This is a genomic window from Larkinella harenae (assembly GCF_054780515.1).
The window spans coordinates 257,168-279,581 of sequence record NZ_BAAGWE010000002.1; the positions used below are offsets into that span (position 1 = coordinate 257,168).

Sequence of the window (22,414 nt, forward strand, 5' to 3'; positions counted from 1 at the left end):
TTTGAGCCTCTTCTTGTTATGAAAGCAACATTTATTCGATTCGTGCTGATTTTATTTTTCCTAACCCCGGCACTTTCCTCCCGTGCCCAGCAGGCCCACGTTAATCTGGACTGGAATCCGCACAAGAATACCCAGAACCTGAATCCGTTCGGAGCCAATGTCATCTCGCCCGAGGTGACAGATAACCAGATGGTTACATTTCGTCTAAAGGCTCCTCAGGCCCGGGAAGTTCTGCTAACGGGTGGCCCCATCCTGCTGGCTCTCAAGGCCAATAAACCAATTCCATTTCAAAAAGACAATGATTCGCTTTGGACGTTAACGGTTGGCCCCGTAAAACCGGACATCTATGTCTACAAATTCATTGTCGACGGGGTCACGGTAGTTGACCCCAATAACACGTTCACCGGTTTTTCTGACCAACCGGGTTACAGTCAGCTTGTTGTACACGGCCATGAACCGGCCTACTACGACGCTCAACCCGTCCCACACGGAACCGTAACCCGGCATATTTACCATTCCGAGGTTCTGAATGGCGAACGCGAACTGTATGTTTATACCCCTCCGGGTTATAATCCAAAGAAAAAATACCCGGTATTATACCTGCTTGGCGGTAGTGGCGAACTGGCTTCCACCTGGGCGCTGGACGGGCGGGCGAATTTCATTGCCGACAATCTCATTGCGGAAAAAAAAGCTGTACCGATGATTATTGCCATGCCCAACAACCAGGTGCTTCACCGCAGCGACCCCAGGCATACCGAACTGACTTTCAAGCTTTTTGAAGAAGAACTTCGTCAACACATTGTCCCTTTTATCGATAAAAATTACAGTGCCCTGACTCAACCCAAAGGCCGGGCACTAGCGGGTTTGTCGATGGGCGGACGGCATACGCAACTGGTTGGGTTCAACTGCCTGGATTTGTTCAGTTCCTTCGGTTGTCTGAGTTCCGGCGATTTGAATACCGAACAATCCAGCGCAAAATTCCTGAATGATCCGGCCATCAACAAAAAGGTAGACTACCTGCTCGTTGGCCAGGGCACTGGCGAGGTGAGCACCATTGGTCGGCGAACCGTTGCACTGCATGAGGCCCTGCAAAAGCACAACATCAAACACGATTACTACGTGGGGGGCGACGGTGCACACGACTGGGCCACCTGGCGTCACTTGCTGTATTACAGGCTATTACCCAACCTGTGGCAACAGAAATAATAGATTCAATGACGGTTTTGAACGAGCTGAAGAGATTTCTAAACCGTTCTTCCCTCTCAGAAACACCGAAGCCGGATTGAATCCGGCTTCGGTATAAAATCATAGTATTATCTTGCCGTTTTCCTATCTGGTCATACCGGCTCATCCGGGCCACGTTTTGTCCGTCCGGCCATCAATCGAATGCTTTCCGGGACCAACAAAAAAGAGGGTTAAATAAATCAGAAAATACAAAAGCGGCATTTCTTTCTTTCCGAACGGGTCACTTCCATGCGCAAAAAAAGTGATCACCAGCATATTGATCATCAGAACGACCGCTGAAGCGCGGGTCTGAAAACCAACGATTAAAAAGAGAGAGCCGAGAAATTCGGCCAGCGTCGACAAAATCAGCGATGGTGTGCTTCCAATACCGATCGGATCACCGAAGGCCATGTCGCCCGTCAGTAATTTATTGACTTTCATCCAGCCGTGCGTCAGCATTAACGCTGAAACACCAATTCGTAAAACAAGTAGAGCGCCATGCACCGCCGATGGGCTGGCTTTTGCACCGAAGAGTGGTTTCATAGAAAGGTCGGATAGTTTAAGACTAAACGACCTTTCTACAACTCTTGTTTTACGATCGGGAAGCTAACTCGTTAAAACTGATACAGAATCCGCATCCGAACCCCGGCCGTGGTTTGATTCAGCGAATGGCGTGTACTCAGCAACGGACTCGATAAATACGGGGTAATCTGAACGCCCCAGTGTTCGACCTGCTTCTCAAGCCCAAGGCTGGCCGTCCAGCTATTGTACAAATTGGGGGGGCATTTTTCGTTGAGTGTTCGCTGAAAAAAATCTGGATACCCAACGGCTTTGCGGTGTGCATAGGTAATTTCCTCCAGAACGCCCAGCCCCAAACTCACTCCCGCCGTGGGCAGAATTGAGAATGAATTCCCGAGTGGTAACCGGTAAGCCACTGTCAACGGCAATTGCCAGGATTTGGCTCGCTGCGTAATGTTGCGAATCTCAATTCGCGGATCAACCGGCACTTTGCCCAGGTAATCCCGTCGAAAATCAGATTTCCGTTTCTGAAAATATTGCAAATCACTCAAAAACACATCACCGGAATGACTCAGACGCGTTACGCCCAGACCAACAATCAGGTGCTCCCCCAACAGCACTTCGCCGGACAGTCCAAAACCGGACTGTCCACCCGCCAGTTCGCCACCGGCCCCGATCCGGAAACGAACCACTGGTGCCGGATTCTCAATAGCAGGTTGCTGAGCAGGGGCTGCGGCTTTCGCAATTGCACTGGCATTTGCTCCCGAAGACGTGGGCAACAATCGAATTCGGCGTATGCGACGCTGGTAATTTTCGGCATAATAACTGGAATCGAACGTCGGTTTCCGAAGCAACACCGGTTCCCACGAAATGGCGTTTGTCGATCCTGGATCCGCAGCAGTTCCACTTGAGTTGTCGGAATCTGTTGATGAGCCTCTTATACCAAGCGACTGGTTTGGCTCAAAACCGTTGGGTTTCTGACGACCCGAATACCGCCGTTCGTCGGTACGGTTGCCGCGATCACCCGCCGGTGTTGACGGATCGCCTGCTGACGCAGACGGTTGTTCCAACGATTCGCGTTCCGTTGTTCTCCGGCCAGATTCAGTCGAGTTGTTACGGTTTTCCAGAACGCCCCGTTCGGTGTAGCGGTTACCATTTGTTTTTGGCAATCGCGCTGGCTCACCCACGAATTCCTGCTCGCGCCGGATGGTTTCGGGCGTTTCGGTCGCCGACTGCTCCACCGTGGTGCGCTCATCCGGCTGGTATGGGGGCGAAGCAGGGATCAGCTTCGGCACCATCACCTCCCGCGTGATGTAAACCGTATCGGTTTTGGGTGCTACCGCCACAGGAGCCTCCAACGGAACCTGCTGCAGTAGGGTCACCGAATCCGTCAGCGTCTGCACGGTTTGTGTCAGCGTCTGATTAGTCCGGTATTGCCACACCGCCAGGATGAGCAGCCCGGCTACCGACGCAGCACTTAGCATCGGTACCAGCCATTGCGTGGTTGTCATGCCAATAGACGGCACACCGTTACGACGCAGAAAAGACCGGAGTTGCAACCAATTGTTCTCCTGGAATGGAGGATCTAGATCCTCCAGCTTTTTTCGTATAGATTCCTCAAATTTATCAGTTTTCATAGTAACGAATAGGAATCGCGGGGTCGGATGGAAAGAGATGAGGATACGCAGAGCGAATAGCCAGCTGCAAACGTTGCCGCGACCGTAAAAAATGCGAACGGATCGTGGCTTCATTGCTTTGCAGCACTTCGGCAATTTCCCGAAGGCTGTAGCCGTCAACTACATGCATCGAAAAAACCGTACGGTACGCCGGTGGTAGTTGCTGAACCAACGCCAGTATTTCGTCGGCCGAAATGCGGTCAACCACATCGTCTTCGAACGGCACATCCTGCCCGGACTCCAACGAATTCATGTCCAGTTTGTGATATTTGCGGTAATAACTGATGGCCGTATTGATCAGAATTGACCGCAACCAGGCCTTAAATGGGTGCGTAGCATCGTATTGATGCAACCGCTGGAACACCTTCAGAAAACTCTCGTTCAACACTTCCTCTGCCTCCTCCGAAGTCGCCGAATACCGCAAGCAAATACTTTTGGAGTAACTGTAAAACTTTTTAAATAACACCCGTTGAGCCTGCGCGTCATGGTTGCGGCAGGCTTCAATCACACTATCTATATCGTTTTCCGCGAAGGAAGGGCGCTTTCGAAAGAACAAGGCCGTAACGATTTAAGTAAACAATTCCCTCATATTGAACCCATACGTTGAAAGTGAAGCAAGTGTTGCAGAAGCTAACTACTTTTTTTCACTTCCTGAATTTCGGATTTTTTTTCGACAACACTGCAACGGAACCCATGCTCCGGGCGTAATGGCAATTATACCGTCGGAAACACCACGGCTTTACCCGGAGCCGTGGTGTTCCGGCACCGAATCTGAAATTCTAAAGCAATGAAAATGCATTTGTTAGTCATTGCGGATAGTCTTCATTACGACGCGGGTTTGAATTCCCGACAAAGCTATATCGATCAGTTCGTGCAACAACTGGAACGTGGAGGGCAGGAAGTAGTAGTGACGTATCACGCGCCAATGGCGTTGTACACTATCGCGGACGTATTACACCGGGTACCGCTCCGGCGGTATGATCTGATCATGTTGCAGGTGGCCAACCGTCATCTGCGCGATGCCCGGCTGGTGCTCCGGCCTACGCCCGGCGAACGAACCCTGGAACACGCAGCCGCGTGGAAGTTACGCATTCAGTCGTGGCTGGGGGGCATCCGCCCGCTGCGTGAAATGCAGGAAAATGTCGCCCTGATTTTGAAAACACTGCGGCTACACCGAGAACGGGTTATTCTGCTGACCCCTTTTCCGCACCGGGAACCGGTCAGCAACTGGCTGCGTCGAAGAGGGAGCGACCTTCTCAAGCATGAAGGACGTATTCGAGGCTTTCGGGTGTTTGACGTCCAGGCGCTGATCGATTCCCGCGAAGAATTTTTCATCACGGGTGACCGCGAACGGCTGAACGCCATCAGCCACGAACTCATTGGCCGACAACTCTACGATTTTTACCGTACCGAACCCAGCACCACTCCCGGTCCTCTAAAACAGGACTTTTAACTCAGGATTTTACACTACCAACCTATTAGTAACACCCAACTAAAACTCATGAAAAATGCCTTTCTAACTGCGCTGATTGCCCTGGCCGCGGGCTTCTATGGTTGTAACCAAACCCAGCAAACGGTTTCGCCCGATGCGGATGCTGCGGTGAACAGTACCGCCCGATTAGCTTCCGATAGTTCCGGCTTTTTTTTCCGGAAGAAGTTCACCAAAATCGATGTTAACGAACTCCCCGCAGCCGTTACTAGTTACATAACTGGAACCTACTCGGGTGCCACCGTTGAGTATGCCGCCAAAGACGATACTGGTAATTTCTGGGTAGCCATCACGCAGAATGTCGAGGTGAAAGCCTTGGTGTTCAACGCCGACGGAAGTTTCAACGAGGAGGTTGCGCTGAAAGATGGGAAAGGTCGCCCCGGCGGTCCGCGTGGCAAAGGACCGGGTAAGAAAAGTCAGCTGGAAACCATTTCCGTGGCTGACCTGCCAACCGCCATCACCGAGTATATCAACGCCAATTATGCCGGAGCCGAACTGAAAGCTGCAGCCAAAGACAGTGCCCGGGGGTACCTCGTGATGGTGGTGGTGAGCGAAAAGGCGAAAACCTTGCTGTTCAATACGGATGGAACATTTAACCGGGAAATTTCTAAACCGCTGCACGGCAAATTTACTAATGTGCCTGTAGCTGACCTTCCGGCATCGGTAACAACGTACATTTCCCAGCAGCACACCGGATCAACCATCAAAGAGGCCGCCAAAAACGAGGTTGGCGAGTGGATCGTCTGGCTAAAAACAAGCGATGGCAAACCCGTAACGCTACTTTTTGCGACCGATGGCACCTTTAAGCAAGTGCTGAAACAACGGCACTGATACGTTCTTCTTTCTTCCCCGTCTAGATCCGTTTGGTCGGGGAAGCTATCATGCGTGTTTGGATGAAGAGATTTGTGAGTACAACCTGAAAAACCTATGACACACACATTTGGCTCTAAAAGCGCCTGGTTGAGCCTGGCACTGCTGTCGGTTTGGCTGCTGTCGGCCTGCAAAAAGGAAACCGACATCGTTGAACCAACGACCACAACCACGACATCGTCGGAGAACCAGACCGTCAATAACTGGATTCTGGAAAACATGCGGGAGTATTATTACTGGAACGATAAAATCCCGGCCAACCCGGACATGACACTGGCCCCCTCCGACTTTTTTGAATCCCTCCTGTATTCGTACGATGCCACCGCCCGCCCTGACGGCGACCGGTTTTCGTGGATTGAAGAAAACGCCAACACCCTGTCGGCTTCGCTGAGTGGCGAATCAACCACCACCGGCCTGGAATTTATGCTTTATTTGCGGTCACAGGGGTCCACCAACGTCATTGCGCAAGTGCTCTATGTTTTGCCCAACTCCCCAGCGGCTCTGGCAGGTTTCAAACGGGGCGATATCATTAGCAAGGTCAACGGCCAGTCAATTACCACCAGCAATTACGCTTCGCTGCTGTATTCGGGCGCTACGACGTTTTCGTTCGGACTGGCCCAGGTGCAGAACAATGCCCTCGTTGACACGGAAACGACCCGGTCCGTTACGGCAACGGTTTTCCAGGCCAATCCGGTATTTATGGACTCGGTGTACAGCGTGGGCGGAAAAACCGTAGGCTACCTGGTTTATAATCAATTTGTTCCAGCTCCGAACAACAGCAACGGCACGGAATACGATAACCAGGTCGATGCCATTTTCAGCGATTTCAAAGCTAAAGGTGTTAACGAGTTGATTCTGGATTTGCGGTATAATCCAGGCGGTTACACATCCTCCTCCGCCAACCTGGCCAGCCTGGTTGGCAAAAACATCGACAACAGTAAAGTCTATTTTCGGGAAGAATGGAACTCAACACTGACGCCTTATCTCAAGCAAGCCTACGGTGATGATTTCTTCGTGCAACGCTTCCTGAACAAATCGCAGAATATTGGCAGTAACCTGCAACGAGTTTTTGTCCTGACAACCGACGGAACCGCTTCCTCCAGCGAGCTGATCATCAATGGGTTGCGCCCTTACATGACCGTTACGACCATCGGCACAACTACCTACGGAAAAAATGTGGGGTCCATCACGATTGTGGACGATTCGGGTAAGATCAAGTGGGGAATGCAGCCCATTGTGTTCAAATCGTTCAACAGCCAGGGCCAATCCGATTACTCGGCAGGGTTCAAACCGACCATTGAAGTGGAAGAACCGCTAACTCTGCAACCGCTCGGCGACGTAAACGAAGCGCTGATGAACGAAGCCCTGTTCCAGATCACCGGCAATCGTGTCGCCCGGCGGGCTGTTGTCACCAATCCGCTTCCCGCGCTGGGCTCGTCCATTCAGCGGAAGGCCGGAGGAGGTCGCATGATCAAAAGCCTGTCAAACGTTAAAACTATCAAGGTGGGGCAATGAAAACCGCTTAGCACCGCAACTCATTATCACCATCAGGAATCACTTATTCACCTGGTTTCCGATACGCAACACCTCTAAGCTGGCTCTTCCGCCATGAAAACCGTTCTGACCACTCTCTGGCTTTGCGTGGCGGTTTATCCGGCCATCGCGCAGGGAATCACCGACTACTACCGTCCACTAAACGATATATCCGGGGTGAGTTTACATGACCACTCGGCGCGCAGCCGCCGAACCGAATTGACGCAGTTGGTAGCTCGCTACGGCGAAGCGTATATAGAGGAGCGTTGGTACGTGGCCGTCGACGGTTTTTTCCGCACCGACGCGAGTCAGCTTAGTCAAACGTTCAACGGTTTGATCAGCACACAGGCCACCACCAAAACGGGATGGAGTGCGCTCATTGGCTGGATTGGTCATGAACGCTGGGCGGTGGAAAGCGGATATGCCCACTCCCCGATTCACAACACGCTGCTTGTCGGCGAGGAGGCCAACGCGCTCGATTTGCGGTTTGAAAACAATAAACACGGCTTCCTGTTGCGGGGCAAACGACTAATGAAATTTGGTAAAAAACCCGGCAAATCGGGTCTATGGCTCAGTGCCGGGGCCTGGCTGATCCCGAACAATGGCAAGTCAATGAGCCGCTTCCTGGTAGAAGGTTATAGCTACAACGGTTACGGCGGAGGCTACCGGCAGCCGGGCCGCATCCAGATCGACACCGTGGAGATTATGGGCGAAACCCGGCAAAGTCCGACCTTCAGCGGCATGGCCGAATTTGCGGCAGAATACACGATCAAAATCGGTGGGCGCGCCGATTTAAGCCTGTTTGCCCGAAAGTTCTGGGGAATAGGCAGTTCCTTAACAACCAACCTGGAGTACCGAGTGAATAGTGGAGAACCACAAACGGCAGTCTTGCAAGGGGATGGCCGGGGCTGGAGCGTAGGCGTATCGTTGCGGTATGTCTACGCCCTCCGCTATGACCTTCGAAAAATGCCGGGCATTTTCAATTTGCGCGGCAACCGGCCGGCCCCGGCCAAACCCCTCCGTCAAAGGAGTTTATGAAGCATTCCATGCAGTTTCAATTAAGCCAATAAAGACAATTTCCCACCGTTGCCGGGTCGGTAATGGGTTTTCCTGTTTACTAACTTTCCCCTTTTTTATGAAACGTTTATTTCAACGCCTGCTACATCCTGAATCTTCACCACGGTTCTTTGCCCGAACCCGTCGTTCTGTCCTTCTCACGGCATTGGGTTACGCCTTGATCTGGGGCTTGTGGAGCAGCGTGCTGGTCAGTTGCAAAAGCGAAGATGCAGTTTCCGTGCTGGGCGACTGGCGTCGGCGTTCCGATTTTGAGGGTGTTGCCCGCAACGCCGTCGCGGGTTTTGTGCTCAACAACATGGCCTACATGGGTACGGGCAGCAATGCCGACAACGATCGGTTAAAAGATTTCTGGGCGTACGATCCGGCCCGTAATACCTGGACCCAACTGGCCGATTTCGGCGGAGAAGCCCGGAACACCGCCGTCGGTTTTGCCGTCGGCGCAAAAGGATACCTGGGCACGGGACTCAACGCCAACAGTGAACGGTTAAAGGATTTCTGGGAATACGATCCGGCAGCCAACACCTGGAAGCGCATCGCCGACTTTGGCGGAACTGCCCGGCGCAACGCCGTGTCTTTTGCCCTCGGCAACAAGGGGTACGTGGGCACCGGCTTCGATGGAAATTACCTGAAAGACTTTTGGTCCTATGATCCGACGAAGGATGAATGGCAGAAAATAGCCAGTTACGGTGGCGCTAAACGGTTGGGTGCCATCTCGTTTGTCATCGACGGGCTCGCTTACGTCGGCACTGGCAACAACAACGGGTCGGCCGAAAAAGACTTCTGGGCGTACGACGCAGAGCAGGATCTGTGGATCGAGAAGAAAAAATTCGACAGCGATGAACTCGTACAACGCAGTTACGGCGTTGGCTTTTCGATCGGATCGCGCGGTTATGTAACGCTGGGCGACGGCACCACGGCGGTCTGGGTGTATGACCCCGCTACTGACGACTGGTACGAGCAGGGAACCTTCGAAGGTTCATCCCGACAATACGCTTTCGGATTTTCCATCAACGGAAAAGGGTATGTCACCACAGGCAGCAGCGGTTCTGGACGGTTCGACGATTTGTGGGAATATGACCCCAACGTTAGCCAGGACCTCGACAGTAACTAAATGACCATCATGAAACGGAGACAGATTCAGTCGTTTTCCATCCTGTTGCTGGGATTAGCTGCCGTGACGGCCTATAGCTTATTTCGTTCAAAACCGTCGTACGAACTGCAAACCATCGCTACGCCAACCGGCTGGGGCTATCAGGTTGTACTGGACGGGAAAACCGTTATTCACCAGCCAGCCGTACCGGGCCAGGCGGGTCAACGGGGCTTTCCCAGGGAGGATTTGGCCCGGCGGGTGGGCGAACGGGTCGTTGCCAAGCTACGGCTCGGGCAGTTTCCTCCTACCCTCAGTTCATCAGAATTGTCGCAGCTCGGCGTTCCCATTCGCTAACTGATTTTTCGTGCTTTCGCTTACTCATCCTGAATCCTCACGGGGATTCAGGACCGTTCTCCTATTGTCTTATGCAAACCTTTTTGCGCTTTGCGCTCCCCCTACTGGCCGGCCTTATACTGCTGTCGGCCTGTATGACTGGCGATTTAGATGCCGGGCAAAACCTCATCAAGCCCGATGAAATGCAAATTCAGTACATCGATACGGTCACCGTCAACCTGTCGACTGTGATGGTGCCAGACTCGTTCATTACGTCATCCGATAGCAGCGTGCTGGTTGGGCGCTGGACCGATGCGCAGACCGGCGTAATGCAGGCCCACAGTTTCGCGTCGCTGTCGTACATAACCCACGATCTGGCCGACCAGAAGGGCATTCGCTTTGACTCGCTGGTGCTGGAGCTGGATTATGCCTATTCTGTGGGCGACACGCTCAGCCCGTTTACGCTTCAGATTCACCAGCTTCAGAAATCCCTCAATGCCGGAGCCGTTCATTACAACACGCAGTCGGTAGCCTACCAGAACCAGCCACTGACTCAGAAATCTTTTCTCCCGCAGTTCAGGGGCGAAAAGCGCCAACTCCGGATTCGGATTCCCGATGTACTGGCCCGGACTTTTTACGACAAACTGGTCAGCAAGGAAATTAACAGCCTTGAAACACTGGCCGATTACTGGAAGGGCTTCGCGTTCCTGAGTTCGCCCAATCAAAACGTTTTTCTGGCGTTCAACCTGACTTCGTCCAACTCAGGAATCCGATTGTATTACCGGGGGAATGACATCAACCAGACAGCGGCTAACCTGCTTTTTCCTTTTCTGGCCGGGCAGTTTACGCAGTTAATTAACAACCGCACCGGAACCGTGTTACAGCCGTTGCAACGGGCCACCGACAATGTATCCAGCCGCACAACCGAAAATGCGTCGTTTGTCGTTCCCGGCGCGTCGCTGTATACCCGACTCGAAATACCGTCATTAAGCGAGTTTATCAAACCGCCGGGTTTTCTGGGGCTGAACCGGGCCGAATTGCAGATCGAACCCATCCGCCGTGATTTGCGCGATAACGCTCCGCCACCAGCTCAACTGGGCCTTTATTTCACCAATAGCCAGAACGAAGCCGTTGAAGTGGTGCCCGGTTTTGTTTCCGGTGAGTCGCCAGCGGTAGCCAGTTACGCGTATTTGCCTAATGAAATTGAATTGCAGGATGCTTACCTATTCAACATCACAAAGTACATCAACCAGGTCCTGCGGGGCGAATCGCTCAACCGACCTATGCTGCTCAAGGTGCCAAGCAATCAGGCAACCCTGAAAACCATGTTGCAACGGGCTGTGCTCGGTAACCGGCAAAACCCCACTGACCGCATCAAATTGAAATTGTACATTACCTCGGATGCCTGACGATTTTCAGAAAACCGTCAGATCAAATCCCACTGGCTGCGGTATTCCCTCGATAAATACGAGTTGGCTTCGCGGTCGTGAATAAACTTTTCTTTTTTCGGATTCCACGCCAGTTTCCGGCCCAGTCGGTACGAAATCAATCCCAAATGCATAGGCATGGTCATCTGTCGGGCGTATTCCAGGTTGGATTCGGGCTGCGAGCGGGATTTGACGGCATCGACAAAATTCTGCTGGTGACCGGGCGAACGCGGTACGGTTTGGGCAATCTCCGGAATATCCGTCATCACCACGCCGTTGACGGTTATTTCGCGGGAGCCATAGTCGCAGAGCAAGGTGCCTTTATCGCCTTCAAAATAAGCACCGATGCCGCGTTTGGCTGCTCCCGAAACATTGGGTGGTACGGAAGTCCAGTGCAGCTTTAAGTTTTCAAATTCGTAGTCAATACTAATCGACTTGGGCGTGTCGGCAATGCCGTCCGGCGCTTCCCCGGTTGCACTGATGCTCTTCAGGTTTTTGGGTTGAACCGACCACCAGACAATATCGGCGATGTGGCTCCAGAAATCCTGAAATACACCACCCGAGTAATCCAGAAAGTACCGATACGTGAAATGGCAGCGTTGAGGGGTATAAAGCGACTTGGGAGCAGGGCCCAGCCACATATCCCAGTTGAGGGTATCCGGTGGGCTCTGGTAGTTGGCTGGCCCCAGGTCGGGCGGCAAACCGGTTTTCCACAATCGAACGGTGTGTACCTGACCGATAGCACCACCCCGAATCAGCTCCACCACACGGTGGTAATTATCACCGGCATGAATCTGGGTGCCGAGCTGAAAAACCCGCTTGTGACGATTCAGACTTTTCAGCATTTTCTGTCCCTCCCGCACGTCGAAGGACAGCGGTTTTTCGCCGTAAACATCCTTCCCCGCCTGAAAAGCCAGCATGGCGATCTGAGCGTGCCAATGGTCGGGCGTGGCCACTGTAATCGCGTCAATGTCTTTCCGGTCCAGCACCCGCCGAAAATCGTCGTAGCCCTGCGCTTTAGCGTTGGGATTCAGCTCCGACAATCGCTTCAGGCTACTATTCAAATGATTCTGGTCCAGATCACACAAGGCGGCAATTTCCACTTCGGGGAGCTTGGCAAACCAGCCCATGTGGTTGTTGCCCATTCCACCCAGGCCAATGTGGGCGATGCGCAGCCGGTCGCTCGGTGCTACTTTTCGAACCGTTGGATACAGGGCCAGGCCGAGCGCTCCGACCCCGCTTTGGCGCAGAAAAGTCCGTCGGTTAAGCAATTGATTCATAAGAGTTAAAAGGTCAGGAATTTAATTTTCAAGGTACAAAATATTCGCACGCATCCTTTTGTACTTTTCACGAAAAATTAACAGAACCGACACCGTAGCTCCTACCGGCTTTTTGTTATTTTACAATTCCATCACCCTTACGAATTTCCTTCCAAACCATATGAATCGATTGCTACGAATCTTTTCGCTGCTTCTCGCCCTTTTGGTTGGTGCTCTGCTCCCCACGCAGGCCCAACAAACGCAAAACGTTGTTCTGGTTACGCTCGACGGTGTCCGTTGGCAGGAAGTGTTTTCCGGGGCTGATTCTACGTTGCTGTTCGATCCGCTTTATTCGCCCGACACGGCTTCGGCCCGCCAGTTTTTCTGGGCGGCAACGGTGCAGGAACGACGGCAACGGCTGTTTCCTTTTCTCTGGAATACCGTTGCCAAACACGGCCAGTTGTATGGCAATCGGCAGAAAGGCAGCAAAGTCAACAACGCCAACCCATTCTGGTTCAGTTATCCGGGTTACAACGAAATTCTGTCGGGATACGCCGACGACCGCATCAAATCCAATGACAAAATTGATAATCCGAACACAACCGTACTCGAATTCCTGAACAACAAACCCGATTTTAAAGGCCGAATTGCGGCTTTTTCTTCCTGGGATGTGATTGAAGCAGCCGTTAACGAGAAGAAAACCGGTATTTACGCCAATGCGGGCAACGAGCCGATTTTGCAGCCCAAAACCGCGACGGATTCATTGCTCAATAGTATGATGGCTACCATTCCTCCGCAGGTGTGGGACAAAACCGTTCGCAGCGACTTTCTGACGTATTTTGTAGCGAAGAATTACCTGTTGCAAAACCGCCCCCGGGTGTTGTTCATGCAGTTTGACGAAACCGACGGGCTGGCCCACGCGGGGCGCTACGCCGATGACCTGCGCATGGTCAATGCCGCCGATGGGTTTCTGGCAGATCTCTGGAAAACTATTCAGCAAATTCCGCAGTATGCCGGAAAAACTTCGCTGATCATTACCACCGATCACGGGCGCGGACACACCCCCAAAGCAACCTGGAAAGGGCACGGCACCAAGACCCCGGATTCGTACCAGCTGTGGTTTGCCGTGATTGGCCCTGATACGCCCCCGACGGGTGAACAAACCGGCGGCCCGGTTTTATTCCAGAATCAACTGGCATCAACGCTCGCCCGGCTGCTGGGACAGGATTTTCAATGTGAACACCCCGTTGGCAAACCGGTTCTGACGGTTTTGAAACCGTAACAAGACGTTCGAAGTAAAGCCGTTTAGCCTCGGGAAATTAGGCGCGTCAGCACCACACTGGCCACAAGCCCTAAAGCAATCCCGACCGCATCTGCGGCCAGGTCGAGCCATTCAAAGCTGCGGTTGATGGGCATGACGAGTTGGTAGATTTCGATCAAAAAACCGTAGAGCACACCAAGGAAAAAAACGCGGACTGGCGAGCGGGATACCGTACCCCACAGAAAGCCCCACAGACCGAAAATGCTGACGTGGATCAGTTTATCGTTCACCGTAAAATCCGGAGCGGGGTAGTCGCTGGGCCAGGCACAGCCGATGAAAATGGCAATGGTCCAGCCGATGGCGGCCCATTTGATCAAAACATCCAGTCGCATATCAGCGGGTGAGGGCGGTCATTCGCCACTCGGTCAAAAACAAGAATACGGTGATAACGCTTAACAGGTAAAGTACGTTTCGGGAGTCGATCAAACCCCGGCCCAATGCCTGGTATTGCTCGTCGAGGGCAATCCAGGTCAGCGAATACGCAGCGGTTCCCCAAAACTCCAGACCAGCAATGGAACTAATTCCGACGTAAAGCAAAAAACAAAGAAAAACCCCAATCACAAAAGCAACTACCTGATTCTCATTGATAGAGGAGGCAAATAGCCCAATGGCCACAAACACTCCTCCCAAGAGAATCAGTCCGACGTATGAACCAAAAACCGAACCGGAATCTACATTGCCCGGCGGGTTTCCTAGTTGATATACAGCGTAATAATACACTAAAGTTGGTAACAATAACAAGATCACCAAAAGCCAGTTGGCAACAAATTTTGCCAACACCAGCTGCCAGCGGGTCAACGGTTTGGTGAGCAACCACTCAATCGTACCGCCCCGCACTTCCTCGGCGATGGAACGCATCGTAATGGCCGGAATAAGAAAGAGCATGACGTAGGGAGTCATAGTAAAAAAAACGCCCAGGTCGGCATACCCGTAGTCCAACAGGCTTGTATCCGGAAACACCCAAACCATCAACCCCACCGCCGTCAGAAAAACCGCCATAATGACGTAAGCGACCGGAGAGCTGAAAAAACCGTTGATTTCTTTCCGAAAGACTGGAAACATAGGTAGTTGGACGTAAACAATTTGACAGCAGAGAAAAGACTACCTTCATGAAACGACATTTTTCATTCCATCATATCTTTTGGCTCAATTCTCTCCGCTGCCCGCTCTAAATATCAATTCTGAAAATCAGAGAAAGGCTTATTCCGGCGAATAAATGCAGCCACAATCAGCGAAATAATCAACCCAAAAAAACCCGCAGCCAGAATACCAAATACAAACTGCAAGCCAGGGCTTTGAAACTTTTCACTCATTTCGAGGGCCTGCTCAATCTGCTCATCCGACATGCCGCGATCTTCCAGTTGTTCCCGCACCTTGTCCAGGGTCTGCTGCCGGATGGTTGGATCGATAAACGTCATGTAGATAAAATTATACGTAACCGACACCAGGGCGCCCACAACCGATAACAAAGATCCAAGCCCGACGCCTTCGCCGTAACTCATAAACCCGCCATTCAGCGTCCGGTATTCGCGCATCGCCATTACAATAATGACAATGGAAATACCCAGACTCAACCAGGGTAAAACCGTATTGGTAAATTGGCCGGTAACGTTGATCGCGGTGGTATAGATCATAAAAATCACACCGGATATCAAGCCCCATTTCAGAGCCAGGCGAGCAGTAGAGGGTTTTTCTTCCATGAGCGATTACACGTTTATGATTATGAAGGTTTTGAACGGGTTGGCTTTTCCGGGGCTGAATTGTACAGGCTGTAATCCTGCTTTCTGAAAAGCAGCGAAATTACCAGAACCGGCAACACCGCCAGTACGGTTTTCTTACTAATTTCGTCGCCAACCAGCGTTTCGGGCGTAATCTGGTCTACATTTTTCAACACCCTTACGTATTCAGCCTGCCCCAGCGATTCAATGAGACGACCTTTAGTGGAGACAATCAACTGCCGCATCTCGTCGAGATACTGCGTAAAAACCGACGGATCGACGTAATTCAGAAACAGATAAATCAGCCAGGCCGTCAGCAGCGCCCCTACGGTATTAACCACGTAACAGATGGTCAATGCCTCCCACAAATGCAAAAAACCGTGGCCGATATTCTTTCGGTAATACCAGACAGCCGCCACCATCATAATAATCTGGAACCCGAAATCCAACACTTTATGGTTGCCCAACGGCATAATACCGAGGGCATACAAGCTCAGAAAATACGCAAAACACAGCAGACCCGCCAGCATTCCGAAAAAAACCGGGAGCTTCAACAGCGGGTGATTAAAAAATGAAATAACTTTCTTCACCAGGTTTTATGAACGGCTAAAAAAGCCTTTGTTAACAGTACATACCGCTTTCCCGCGAAGGGTTTTTCCAAAAAACGGCGAATTCTTTGAGCGGGAAACCGTTTTTTCGTACGTCCACTCCACATCGGGGTCAAAAACCGTCAGCGTAGCGGGTTGATTTTCGTCAATGCACAAGGCCGGTAAGCGTAGAATCTGGCGCGGGTTGTGCGTAAATTTGTCCATCAGCTGTTCCAGCGGTAAATCGGCATGGTGCGTCCGGGCCACGGCAAAAGCGGTCTCCAACCCAATGATGCCGAAGTCGGCGTGATCAAACTCAATGTTTTTGCTTTCGTCGTCCTGCGGATTATGATCTGACACGATAGCGTCAATGGTTCCATCAGCCAGGCCGTCTTTCAGTGCTTTCAGGTCGGCCAACAGCCGAAACGGTGGATTTACTTTCAGATTGGTATCAAAACCCATCAGCGCCGTATCATCGAAAGCCAGCTGGTGGGCGGCCACATCACAACTCACCGGCAAACCCCGTTGCTTTGCCTGCCGAATCAAGTCAACACTCCGTGCCGTCGAGATTGTAGAAAAATGCAAAACCGGGCTTGCTGAGCTGGGCGAAGCGTATTCCAGCAACCGCAGATCGCGCTCGATGATCATCTCCTCGGCCATGGCCGGCATTCCTTTCAACCCCAACAGGGTGCTGGAAAGCCCTTCATTCATCTGACCAAAATGCGTCAAATTCTCCTCTTCGGGCCTATTCATCAGCAACCCGTTGAAGGGTTGCAGGTACTGCAACGTTTTTAGCAGCAAATCAGGGTTGGTCAGCGGTTTTTCGCCATCGGAAAAAGCCACGGCTCCGGCATGATGCAGGTCGATCATGTCCGTAAAATCCTTCCCTTCCGTGCCTTTGGTGATAGCCGCAATCGGATAGACATTGACTGGCTGGCCCTGCGTGGCCTGCCGCACATAACCGAGCGTATCTTTCGAATCAAGCGTCGGTTTGGTATTTGGCAATACGGCAATGTCCGTAAAACCGCCCAGGCTGGCGGCCCGGCAAACCGTGGTCAGATCTTCTTTGTGTTCATAACCGGGATCTTTGGCCGATACGCGCATATCGACCCAACCCGGCGAAATACATAAGCCCTCCTCTTCGATGACTTGCAACGAAGCTTCCGATTCGTCTTTCTCGACAGTCAGCGACTCGCCAATCTGACGAATCAAACCATTTTCAATGAATACGTCGCGAATCAATCCGTTGAAGGGCGACTGCGCGTCTACAATTCGGGCGGCACGAATGAGTAGTTTCATGGGTATAATATCTCCGCCAGCCAGCAGCAAGCCGTGGTCGGCGGTCGGAAATGCAAAAAAAAAGCCCCGGATGGAGCTTCCTGATTAAATCGGCAATTAGGCCCCGACCAACTCTTTATAGGCGTCGGCCGATAATAAGTCGGCGTTGCTATCGCCCGTTAATTTCAATCGGATAATCCAGCCCCGACCGTAGGGATCGTCATTGACCAGTTCGGGCGATTTTTCAACTTCCGGATTGATTTCAAGTACTTCGCCTTCAACGGGTAAAAACAGGTCTGAAACCGTTTTTACAGCTTCGATTGATCCAAAAATTTCGCCTTTCGCCAACGTCTGGCCAACGCTGGTGATATCCACAAATACGATGTCTCCTAATTCACTCTGGGCAAAATCGGTAATGCCAACAACGGCAGTATCTCCCTCGATGCGAATCCACTCGTGATCCTGCGTATAGTTCAGTTCTGCGGGAAAATTCATACGTAACGGTTCGTTTAACGCTGCAATTTACACAGGTTAAATGGTTTTACAAACCTTCCTCCCGGCCTTTGTTTAGCGTTGGGGCAGGGCAAAGGCTACGTACCGATCTCCCGAACGGGTTTTCAGTTTTCCGCCCCCGCAGGCAATCACCACATACTGCTTCCCCCCCACCGAATACATGGCGGGCGTTGCGTAGCCAGCCGCAGGCAACGTTGTTTCCCAGAGTTGTTTGCCCGTCCGGCGATCCAGTACCCGAAATTTCTGGTCGGGTGTGGCGGCAATAAAAATCAAGCCGCTGGCCGTAACGACGGGGCCGCCGTAATTGTCCGTTCCCGTCGGCGGAACGCCTTGCCTGGTCAGGGCCGGAAATTCCCCCAGCGGAACCTGCCAGCGGTGTTCGCCCGTGTTCAGGTCGATGGCCGTCAGCGTTCCCCAGGGCGGCCGACTCACCGGGTAGCCGTTGCGATCATACCACCGGTTGTATCCCGTATGGGTATAGGGCAACCAGTTCGGGAAAACTGTGGTCGAAACCGTTTGCTGAGCGGTATTTTTTCCGGAAATAAAATCCACGATGGCCGTTCGCTCGGCGACTGACAAATGCGAAAAGGCCGGCATCATACCCCGCCCTTTTTTCAATAGTTCGTGAATAGCGTCGGGTTTCATGCGGCCGGTAATCGACAACAACGACGGATATGCACCACTGTGATCGCCCCGACGGTCGGCCCCGTGACAGGCTCCGCAGTGGGTTTCATACAATTTTTCCGCACTGCTTACCGCCGTCGGTTTGGGCGCATCGGTTAACGAAGAATACACGGGAATTTCCTTGGCCGGAACGTACAGTACCCCGTCCGGATCAGTAGCGGCCCCACCCCACTGCGCTCCGCCGTCGGTACCGGGGAAGAAAATGGTCCGCTGCCGCCCAACCGGATAATAGGGCGTTCCCGTCCGGCTGTTCCGCAGTTCCCGCAGCACCTCTTCCCGATCGGCCACAGTTTCGTTCAGATCCTTTTCGGTAAAAGTCTGGCGAGTAAACGGAGCGGGCTTCAGCGGTATTGGCTGAGTCGGGTGCGCCTGCTCACCCGGAATGTCCGACGCCGGAAACGGTTTTTCCTCAATTGGGAACAACGGTTTTCCCGTCACCCGGTCGAACACAAAAACGTGGCCCTGCTTGGTTACCTGCGCCACCGCATCGATTTTGCGGCCCTGATGCACTACCGTCAGCAGATTTGGTGGAGCGGGCAAATCCCGGTCCCAGATATCGTGATGCACACACTGGTAATGCCAGATTCGTTTACCCGTCCGGGCGTTGAGCGCCAGCAGGCAATTGGCAAACAGATTGGATCCCGGCCGGTTTCCGCCGTAAAAGTCAAAAGCCGCCGAGCCGGTGGGCGCATACACAATTCCGCGGTTGCGGTCGATGGCCATGCCCATCCAGTTGTTGGCCCCGCCCACGTTTCGATACCCGTCTTTCGGCCAGGTATCGTACCCGAACTCGCCCGGTTCCGGAATGGTCCGGAAAGCCCAAAGCAACTGCCCCGTCCGAACGTCGTAGGCGCGGATATTGCCTTTCAGGGCCGTTGGACCTTCCGACACCCGGACGCCCACAATAATCCGGTTTTCAAAAATCACGCCCGGGGTGTTGGCCACCACGTAATCATCGGCTCCGTCCCGTTCCAGCCCATCGCGCAGACTAATTTTTCCCGACTGCCCAAACGTTTTGACGGGTTTTCCCGTCGTAGCGTCCAATGCGTATAGCCAATGCCCGTACGCAAAGAAAATTCGTTTATGGGTTCCGTCAGCCCAGTACGTCACTCCTCGGCTGGTCATTTTAAAGGTTTCGTCAGTTAACGCGGTTGTCCAGCGCTCCCGACCCGTAGCGGCATCGAGCGCAAACACCTGAGAACCCGCCGATACGCCGTACAATGTGCCGTCGACAATGATGGGATTGCATTGAATCTGCGTCCGATTGGCCACCGAATCGGCTCCCCCCGAAGCATACTCCCAAACCTTGGTCAACTGACCAACATTTTGGGCCGTAATTTGATTTAAGGGCGAAAAATGGCTTCGTTCTCCGTTTCCATTGTATTCCGTCCAACCCGTATCGGGCAACTCGGGACCCGGAGCCGCCACAAAAGCCGCCGTCCATACCACGGCAATCAGACCGGCGGCCATTCCAGCCACGTTGTTTCGGAGTTTGAGCCTCATATAGCAATTCTGTCTACGCTTGCTAAAGGCTTATTATCGTTGTAGTTACTGTCTGTCGTCTCCAATAAAAAAGAAGGGCATTGCTAAATGAATGCCCTTCTTTTTCTATCTTTCGATCAGAAAGATTGCCTTTTAATCCGGTCCATCAACCGTCTTATTATTCCAAACCAACCCTTATCGCTTTTTGCATGAAGCAGTATTACTACCTGGAAGGCAACCAGCAGCTCGGTCCATTTAGCCTGGAAGAATTACGATCCAAACCCATTAAACCCGACACCAAAGTCTGGACGCAAGGACTGCCCGACTGGGTCTCCGCAAGTACCGTCCCTGAAATCAACGACTGGCTTTCCGGCCCCCAACCCGCTCAGTTTAGCGATCCCTATCCGCCAAACATCCCTCAACAACAGCCCGGCTACCCGTCAGCGCAACAACCGTATCAGTCGCAGTACGGCCATCAACAGCCGTACGGAAACGCCCCGCTCCGACCCAAAAACTGGCTGGTTGAATCAATTCTGGTAACGCTTTTTTGCTGTCTGCCTTTTGGTATTGCCGGTATTATCAACGCAGCCAATGTTGATTCCCGTTATGCCAACGGCGACTTTGCGGGGGCCCAACGGGCCTCCAATGAAGCGGGCAAGTGGACTAAGATTGGTCTTTTTGTCGCCCTTGGTTTCTGGGTGCTGTACATGTTGCTCATTTTCGCCGGCGTCGTCAGTGGAATCAGTCGATCATCGTATTACTAAAAGCCGATTTACGCGCGCAGCTATCCCGATGGCGTTCATTGGGATGGTTGCCGTTTACAGTTGGTTCGATCCGGCCCGGGTTTCGTTCTTCCCGCCCTGTCCCTTTCGGCTCCTGACCGGCCTGGAATGCCCGGGCTGCGGTTCGCAACGGTGTTTGCATCAATTGCTCCATGGCCACATTCGGAAAGCGTATGCTTACAACCCATTGCTGGTCTTGTCGATCCCGTATGTTTTGCTGGGTTTGTGGCTAGAATACAACCCGTTTGGAAGAAAGCATCAGCCAGTAAAGCACTGGTTTTACGGCAAAACTGCCAGTCTGATCGTGTTCGGAATTGTTATTCTGTACTGGATTGGACGCAACATCCATTAAAACGCTTCACCCAGCGAAACGTAAAAACCGGTTCCTTCGCGCGTAACGCCCAGATCGGCCCGCAGGAAAATATCTTTCTTCTGAAAAAACAGAAACCGGATGCCGCCACCAGCCGCCCAACGTACCTGGTTCAGTTGAAGAGACCCGACGGTTGGCGCTACCGTACCCAGCCCGGCAAACAGCGTTCCGCCCCAGCGTCGGCTAAATCCAAACGGCAACCAGCGTAATTCCGCCTGTCCGGCCAGTACATTTTTGTCGCGGTAACGGCCCAGGTAATAGCCCCGCATGAGCGATTCGCCCCCGATCAATCCAAGGTTGTTGAAAGGAACCTCACCGGTCATGAAGGTACCGGCCACCTGCATCGCCAGCACCCTGTTTGGCTGGCCCAGTGGGCGGTACAGTCGCCCGTCCAGTACCAGGCTGCGGTACGTAAAATCGCTGCCAAAACCGGGTTGGTACCACAAAACGCCGGTTTCCAGGAAATGCCCTTTCCGGACGTTCAGCACGTTTTTGCGGTCATCGTAAACCAGGGCAGCACCCAGCCCTACGGTTGTCGAGCCTTTTGCGCCAACCGGCAATTCCAGGTGGGGCGAATTCTCGGTTTCGAATCGCACCCGCTGAATACTTTGAAAATCGGCTTCGACACCTGCGTACCAGTTGTTTTTGACTTGCCGGAGGATACGCTGGCGGATCTGGACGTAGCTAGAGTTGACCAACGCCGGGTTTGTGGAGGGCGTAGTCGGACCAATGCCGTAATACAGGAGTGGGAATTGCTGATAACGGGCTCGTCCCAGAAAAAAATAACGGTTTTTGTTCGTATAAGCTGCGTTTTCGAGCAGGGCTCCGAATTGGCCCCGAAACGTCACGAAGGTGTACAAAACAATCTCGCTAAGCCGGTTGACAACCGTGTCTTTTTTGGCGTAAAAAAGGGAAAATACCCGCAAACCTACCTCCACGCTGGTTTCCGGCGCAAAACCAGCCGTTGGAAAAACCAGCAATTTGGACGTTGCCGCCGAAGAGGTATCATTCAAAACCCTTTGTACGTAGCGAATTACTTTTTTCTGCGCCCAAACAGGGGAACTAAACAGACCGCAAATAACTAAAAAAGCAATACCCTTCTGGCAAATCCTCATGTTCGCTATTGTTTACCGCAGCGTCCCGAAGAAGCTGAACGGTATTTGATCTATAACCGGAAAAGCG

The 22,414-nt window shown here is 52.5% G+C and carries 23 protein-coding genes; 11 read left to right on the forward strand and 12 right to left on the reverse strand.

The features are described from left to right. Positions 1 to 18: 18 nt before the first annotated feature. Entirely contained in the window at positions 19 to 1,206 is a 1,188-nt protein-coding gene (locus tag ACYVH9_RS12435) for an esterase (RefSeq protein WP_460636677.1), read from the forward strand. Positions 1,207 to 1,347: 141 nt separating this feature from the next. Here the strand turns inward: ACYVH9_RS12435 and ACYVH9_RS12440 are convergent, their stop codons facing one another. The 3 genes from ACYVH9_RS12440 to ACYVH9_RS12450 all read right to left on the reverse strand — a co-directional run bounded on the left by ACYVH9_RS12440 (position 1,348) and on the right by ACYVH9_RS12450 (position 3,975). Then, a complete protein-coding gene (locus ACYVH9_RS12440) occupies positions 1,348 to 1,767 on the reverse strand; it encodes a DoxX family protein (RefSeq protein WP_460636678.1) in 420 nt (139 codons plus the stop codon). A gap of 71 nt (positions 1,768 to 1,838) precedes the next feature. After that, positions 1,839 to 3,380: a hypothetical protein gene (locus tag ACYVH9_RS12445; RefSeq protein ID WP_460636679.1), complete on the reverse strand. Its 1,542-nt coding sequence runs from the start codon at positions 3,378 to 3,380 to the stop codon at positions 1,839 to 1,841. Beyond that, positions 3,370 to 3,975 (reverse strand): RNA polymerase sigma factor, encoded by a 606-nt coding sequence (locus ACYVH9_RS12450; RefSeq protein ID WP_460636680.1) that lies wholly within the window; start codon positions 3,973 to 3,975, stop codon positions 3,370 to 3,372. Before ACYVH9_RS12450 ends, ACYVH9_RS12445 begins: the two co-directional genes overlap by 11 nt. A 231-nt stretch (positions 3,976 to 4,206) precedes the next feature. On the opposite strand from ACYVH9_RS12450, the gene ACYVH9_RS12455 reads away from it, so the two are divergent. The 7 genes from ACYVH9_RS12455 (at position 4,207) to ACYVH9_RS12485 (ending at position 11,220) form a co-directional block, all read left to right on the forward strand. After that, entirely contained in the window at positions 4,207 to 4,872 is a 666-nt protein-coding gene (locus ACYVH9_RS12455) for a hypothetical protein (RefSeq protein ID WP_460636681.1), read from the forward strand. A 48-nt stretch (positions 4,873 to 4,920) separates the two neighbouring features. Beyond that, complete coding sequence (locus ACYVH9_RS12460) at positions 4,921 to 5,739, forward strand: PepSY-like domain-containing protein (RefSeq protein WP_460636682.1); 819 nt, start codon at positions 4,921 to 4,923, stop codon at positions 5,737 to 5,739. A 96-nt stretch (positions 5,740 to 5,835) separates the two neighbouring features. Beyond that, positions 5,836 to 7,293, forward strand: coding sequence for a S41 family peptidase (locus tag ACYVH9_RS12465; RefSeq protein ID WP_460636683.1), 1,458 nt, complete (start codon positions 5,836 to 5,838; stop codon positions 7,291 to 7,293). A gap of 93 nt (positions 7,294 to 7,386) precedes the next feature. Further along, positions 7,387 to 8,349 (forward strand): hypothetical protein, encoded by a 963-nt coding sequence (locus tag ACYVH9_RS12470; RefSeq protein ID WP_460636684.1) that lies wholly within the window; start codon positions 7,387 to 7,389, stop codon positions 8,347 to 8,349. Positions 8,350 to 8,446: 97 nt separating this feature from the next. Beyond that, the gene (locus tag ACYVH9_RS12475) at positions 8,447 to 9,499 is read left to right on the forward strand and encodes a Kelch repeat-containing protein (protein WP_460636685.1); all 1,053 of its coding nucleotides are present in this window, start codon (positions 8,447 to 8,449) and stop codon (positions 9,497 to 9,499) included. A 9-nt stretch (positions 9,500 to 9,508) separates the two neighbouring features. Then, complete coding sequence (locus tag ACYVH9_RS12480; RefSeq protein WP_460636686.1) at positions 9,509 to 9,832, forward strand: DUF4907 domain-containing protein; 324 nt, start codon at positions 9,509 to 9,511, stop codon at positions 9,830 to 9,832. Between the two features lie 71 nt (positions 9,833 to 9,903). Next, positions 9,904 to 11,220 carry a DUF4270 family protein gene (locus ACYVH9_RS12485; protein ID WP_460636687.1) on the forward strand — a complete coding sequence of 439 codons (1,317 nt, stop codon included), beginning with the start codon at positions 9,904 to 9,906 and terminating at the stop codon, positions 11,218 to 11,220. A gap of 17 nt (positions 11,221 to 11,237) precedes the next feature. On the opposite strand, the gene ACYVH9_RS12490 is transcribed toward ACYVH9_RS12485, so the two are convergent. Next, entirely contained in the window at positions 11,238 to 12,518 is a 1,281-nt protein-coding gene (locus ACYVH9_RS12490; RefSeq protein WP_460636688.1) for a Gfo/Idh/MocA family protein, read from the reverse strand. A 160-nt stretch (positions 12,519 to 12,678) separates the two neighbouring features. Here ACYVH9_RS12490 and ACYVH9_RS12495 point away from each other — a divergent pair, with 160 nt between their 5' ends. Next, positions 12,679 to 13,779, forward strand: a complete 1,101-nt coding sequence (locus tag ACYVH9_RS12495; protein WP_460636689.1) for an alkaline phosphatase family protein — start codon at positions 12,679 to 12,681, stop codon at positions 13,777 to 13,779. A 23-nt stretch (positions 13,780 to 13,802) separates the two neighbouring features. On the opposite strand, the gene ACYVH9_RS12500 is transcribed toward ACYVH9_RS12495, so the two are convergent. The 7 genes from ACYVH9_RS12500 to ACYVH9_RS12530 form a co-directional block, all read right to left on the reverse strand. Then, a complete protein-coding gene (locus tag ACYVH9_RS12500; RefSeq protein ID WP_460636690.1) occupies positions 13,803 to 14,150 on the reverse strand; it encodes a VanZ family protein in 348 nt (115 codons plus the stop codon). Between the two features lies 1 nt (position 14,151). Next, a complete protein-coding gene (gldF, locus tag ACYVH9_RS12505; protein ID WP_460636691.1) occupies positions 14,152 to 14,880 on the reverse strand; it encodes a gliding motility-associated ABC transporter permease subunit GldF in 729 nt (242 codons plus the stop codon). 113 nt (positions 14,881 to 14,993) lie between these two features. Further along, on the reverse strand, positions 14,994 to 15,518 hold the full coding sequence (locus tag ACYVH9_RS12510; RefSeq protein ID WP_460636692.1) for a DUF4199 domain-containing protein: 525 nt from the start codon (positions 15,516 to 15,518) through the stop codon (positions 14,994 to 14,996). A 20-nt stretch (positions 15,519 to 15,538) separates the two neighbouring features. Further along, positions 15,539 to 16,126: a DUF4199 domain-containing protein gene (locus ACYVH9_RS12515; RefSeq protein WP_460636693.1), complete on the reverse strand. Its 588-nt coding sequence runs from the start codon at positions 16,124 to 16,126 to the stop codon at positions 15,539 to 15,541. A gap of 6 nt (positions 16,127 to 16,132) precedes the next feature. Next, positions 16,133 to 17,422 (reverse strand): dihydroorotase, encoded by a 1,290-nt coding sequence (locus tag ACYVH9_RS12520; protein ID WP_460636694.1) that lies wholly within the window; start codon positions 17,420 to 17,422, stop codon positions 16,133 to 16,135. A 96-nt stretch (positions 17,423 to 17,518) separates the two neighbouring features. Beyond that, complete coding sequence (gcvH, locus tag ACYVH9_RS12525; RefSeq protein WP_460636695.1) at positions 17,519 to 17,896, reverse strand: glycine cleavage system protein GcvH; 378 nt, start codon at positions 17,894 to 17,896, stop codon at positions 17,519 to 17,521. Positions 17,897 to 17,968: 72 nt separating this feature from the next. After that, positions 17,969 to 20,101 carry an outer membrane protein assembly factor BamB family protein gene (locus ACYVH9_RS12530; RefSeq protein ID WP_460636696.1) on the reverse strand — a complete coding sequence of 711 codons (2,133 nt, stop codon included), beginning with the start codon at positions 20,099 to 20,101 and terminating at the stop codon, positions 17,969 to 17,971. A 188-nt stretch (positions 20,102 to 20,289) separates the two neighbouring features. On the opposite strand from ACYVH9_RS12530, the gene ACYVH9_RS12535 reads away from it, so the two are divergent. Continuing rightward, positions 20,290 to 20,844 carry a CD225/dispanin family protein gene (locus ACYVH9_RS12535; protein ID WP_460636697.1) on the forward strand — a complete coding sequence of 185 codons (555 nt, stop codon included), beginning with the start codon at positions 20,290 to 20,292 and terminating at the stop codon, positions 20,842 to 20,844. Between the two features lie 28 nt (positions 20,845 to 20,872). Next, complete coding sequence (locus ACYVH9_RS12540; RefSeq protein ID WP_460636698.1) at positions 20,873 to 21,214, forward strand: DUF2752 domain-containing protein; 342 nt, start codon at positions 20,873 to 20,875, stop codon at positions 21,212 to 21,214. Here ACYVH9_RS12540 and ACYVH9_RS12545 read toward each other — a convergent pair. Further along, positions 21,211 to 22,245 (reverse strand): BamA/TamA family outer membrane protein, encoded by a 1,035-nt coding sequence (locus ACYVH9_RS12545; RefSeq protein WP_460636699.1) that lies wholly within the window; start codon positions 22,243 to 22,245, stop codon positions 21,211 to 21,213. The two genes, ACYVH9_RS12540 and ACYVH9_RS12545, sit on opposite strands and share 4 nt — an antisense overlap. Positions 22,246 to 22,414: the final 169 nt, after the last annotated feature.